General features: G+C 40.3%; 4 protein-coding genes. 1 reads left to right on the plus strand and 3 read right to left on the minus strand.

Annotated elements, in window-relative coordinates; genetic code table 11:
• On the plus strand, window positions 1-1,759 hold a 1,759-nt coding region (locus tag J6U00_RS02845; protein ID WP_296578578.1), incomplete at its 5' end, for a dockerin type I domain-containing protein.
• A gap of 503 nt (window positions 1,760-2,262) precedes the next feature.
• On the opposite strand, the gene J6U00_RS02850 is transcribed toward J6U00_RS02845, so the two are convergent.
• The 3 genes from J6U00_RS02850 to J6U00_RS02860 form a co-directional block, all read right to left on the minus strand.
• Window positions 2,263-2,616 (minus strand): hypothetical protein, encoded by a 354-nt coding sequence (locus J6U00_RS02850; protein ID WP_296578580.1) that lies wholly within the window; start codon window positions 2,614-2,616, stop codon window positions 2,263-2,265.
• Entirely contained in the window at window positions 2,613-3,401 is a 789-nt protein-coding gene (locus J6U00_RS02855; RefSeq protein WP_296578581.1) for a hypothetical protein, read from the minus strand. The genes J6U00_RS02850 and J6U00_RS02855 overlap by 4 nt, the downstream gene beginning before the upstream one ends.
• A 153-nt stretch (window positions 3,402-3,554) precedes the next feature.
• The coding region (locus J6U00_RS02860) for a hypothetical protein (protein ID WP_296578585.1) at window positions 3,555-3,739 on the minus strand (185 nt) is incomplete at its 5' end.

The following is a 3,739-nucleotide window of genomic DNA, read 5'->3' on the forward strand; positions in this document are numbered from 1 at the left end:
CCTTACTACTATCCCAGACCTGGGCAATTCAGGCTGGGGCGGCAATTCAAACGGCGACATTGCGAAATACAACGAGCTCATAAAAAAGGTTGCCAATGATTACAGCAGCAAAAACGTTATCTACGCCGATATCCACAGCGTTATTGACGGCACGAAAGACCTTGCGGACGGAGTTCATCCCAACGCAGGCGGCTATGAGAAAATGGGCAAATACTGGCTTGAACAGATAGAAGGCTATTTAAAAGGCTCTGATGATCAGCAGCAGACACAGCCAGTTCAGCCTGCAACACAAGGTAACGACAGTCCCGAGTTTATTTACGGAGACCTCGACGGAGATAAGATGATAACTTCCTTTGATGCAGTTATCATGCGAAAGGGACTCATAAATGACTTCAAGGACAACAACATAAAGAAAGCCGCTGATATAGATCAGAATGGCATGGTAGAGGTAACTGACCTCGTCCAGCTCCAGGGCTTTATAATTGGTAGGATAAAAGAGTTCACTATTGTTGAAAAGCCTGTCACAGAAAAGCCTGTTTTTGAAAAGAGCTACAACTTCCCTGCTGTAAATCAACTAAAGAGCTCAAAGGATATTCCTGATCCGTTTATATTCATGGACGGCTCAAAGGTAGAGTCCGTCGATGACTGGTGGAAGCGTCAGAGCGAAATAAGCTGTATGTATGAATACTATATGTATGGCAAGTGGATAGACGGCTCTGATGACGAAACTACTTACAGCATAAACGGCAATAGCATGACTATCAACGTTAAGCGCAAGAGTACAGGCAAGACAGCTTCATTCAAGGCAGTTATAAATCTTCCTAAGAATGTTCGCCATGAAGGCGGAGCTCCTGTTATTCTTGGTATGCACAAGGGTATTTCTGAAAGCACAGCAACTTCAAATGGCTATGCAGTGATCACATACGATAGTGACGGAATGTTCAGCGCCCCGGGAACTGCACAGGACAACAACCAGCATAAGGGTGCTTTCTATGATCTCTATCCTTATGGAAGGAACTGGGACGAGCAGACTGGTGATCTTATGGCATGGTCATGGGGAATCGGCAGGATACTCGACGCTCTTTACAATGGAGCCGCAAAGGAACTGAACATCAATCCTGACAGCTCTATCGTTACAGGTGTTTCAAGATACGGTAAAGCCGCTGCTGTATGCGGAGCATTTGATACACGTATCAAGATGTGTGCTCCTTCATGCTCTGGTGCAGGCGGTCTTGCACTGTATCGCTACAGCTCAGTTGGAAAGACCTATGACTTCTCCAGCAAGGGCGGATCTTCATCGTATACATATAAGGAAAATGAGCCTCTCGGAAGCTTACAGGCTTCGGGCGAGCAGGGCTGGTTCAACGGAAGATTCATGGAGTTCAGAAACGCCGAACAGTTCCCAATGGATCAGCATATGCTGGGATCTCTCTGCTGTGATCCTAACAGATATCTGTTTATAATCGGCTCGTGCGAGAGCGAAGACTGGGTAAATGCTCCGTCAGTATGGATGGCTTACCTCGGTATGAAGCACGTATGGGATTATGTAGGACTCAGTGATCATCTTGCTATAAATATCCATAAATCAGGTCACGCAGTCATAGCAGAGGACGTTGAGAAAATGGTACAGTATTTCGACTATCATGTATACGGAATACAGCCGAAAATGAACCTTGAAGAGCTTCAGACCTCTGTATTTGCTCTTCCAAAGAATAAAGACTCATTCGCAGATACATTTGCTTCAAAGTGGCTTTACTGATCCATACACATCAATAGCTGATGTTATAATTCTTTTCCGATGTTGATCTGTGCGGCGCATCTGCACATAGCACTGCACAGATTGATATAATTTCTAATATAAATTGTAAGGGACAAATCAGAACAGAAAACGTATCTGAACATTACAACAAGGCAGTCCGTTGGACTGCCTTGTTCTATATATATATTCTTCCATAAAAGGTATTGACACATTGCAGAAATTATGATAATCTGTTATTACTGAATTGCTGTGTAACAGAAAATGTATATTATAATAATAACGGAAAGGTATACTGCGTTTTCTAGTTCTTTATTTGTTCATTATTATCTCAAAAAAGCATGAAATAACACGATAATTCAAAACGCAAATAATTGCCTTAAATGACGATATATCCACGTTTTTTGAATATTTATAAAAAGTACAAAAACTCATTGAGTATGTTCAATTCCCGTACGAGTCACTGCACATAAGGGGGACTGAGTTTTTTTACAGCCCCTATCATTTTATTTCTCTCTTGTAAGGTAAATATCATCAAGAGTACATCTGCCCATGCAAAGCTCAAGCATATCTATCTCACGATATGTTGACAGATTGTTCTCACGAAGAATATCCGCTATATTCTGCCTGTCCTTGGGAATTATACGCTCACTTACCCAAAGTGATGAAAGCTCTGAGTCAAGCTCCATTCTGCCGTTTGTCATAAATCTGTGTATCATTGCAGGCGGCTTGTCCTTTTTCATTTCATCGGACGGACAGCGGAACTTTATACGGAATTTTGCTGTTTTATCGCTATAATAAAGCGTTCCCCAGATATAATCTTTGCCTTTTCTGGTGCTTTTTATTGTATATTCTCTCACAGTATGATACCTCCGTTCAGCAGTTTTTCATATCTGTAATTAATTGCAGCTTTTATTATTTGCTGATGCTCCTCTGATATGACGTCGCCAAGACCATAGAACATCTTCTTATAAACCTCAGTGGTTAGACGTGGAAGCTTATGTTTTTTGCTGACATTTTTCAAGTTGCTTTCCAGATGAATACTTCCTACAAAATTATTGACTGTAATATCGCTCTTGTAATCCCAATTCTGCATAAGCTTCACATTATTGCCATATTCATACGTCAGAGCACGTCCATTATCAAATATTGGGGAGGGAATAATATTATTATCGTTATCATACAATAATTCGATGTTATGTCCATGCCTGTCAACGTTCATAATAAGGTAGTCGAAGATGAAAACATAGTCAAGATACTCCTGCAAACCTATCCTACGACAATAATCAAGAGCACTTTCTGTCTTTGAAAGCCTGTTGGTGAGATAGTCGGTAATGAGTGGGATAGCGGTATATCCGCTTTTAACATAATTATGGCTTCTTGCAACAAAAGTGGTATACTTTTTACCGTCTATGCTGATTTTAGACATATCTCCCATATATTTTAAAACAGGAAATCCAAGAAATAGTCCTAAACGGCTTACAATTACCTCTATTGCCGTTTCACAGCCAGAAAAACGTCCCTGTTTGAAATCAGGAAGTTTATAATAAATCTTTTTGCTTCCCAATCCATATTCAGCTTTCAGATATGTTCCACCCGAAGAAGAACTGCTATAGCTCCATTTCAGGAATGTCAGATCTTTCACGCTCTCACCTCCACAGCCTTATTATACCTTATTTTGATTAGAATTGCAATATTTATATTAATATTCTTTTATAACAGGAGTATGACCATATAGGTGTCCTTCGTTTGTCCTTTACATGTCCCCAAAAGTTACTATAAAGGACAAGATTTTATTTTAAATAGATATAATTAAAAAACGTAATATCGGCAAAAGCTCAACATTACAAGACATTAGTAAAGCTGAGAAATTTAATTCAATTCCCGTACGGGTCACTTCTGTTAGAGCTCGGAAACAGCGAAATATCGCGGTTTCCGAGTTTCTTTTTTCTGCCCATTTTGGTGCTTGTCCGCTATTTGTCC

Origin of the sequence: Ruminococcus sp., assembly GCF_017650195.1 — a bacterium.
Taxonomy (GTDB): domain Bacteria; phylum Bacillota; class Clostridia; order Oscillospirales; family Ruminococcaceae; genus Ruminococcus.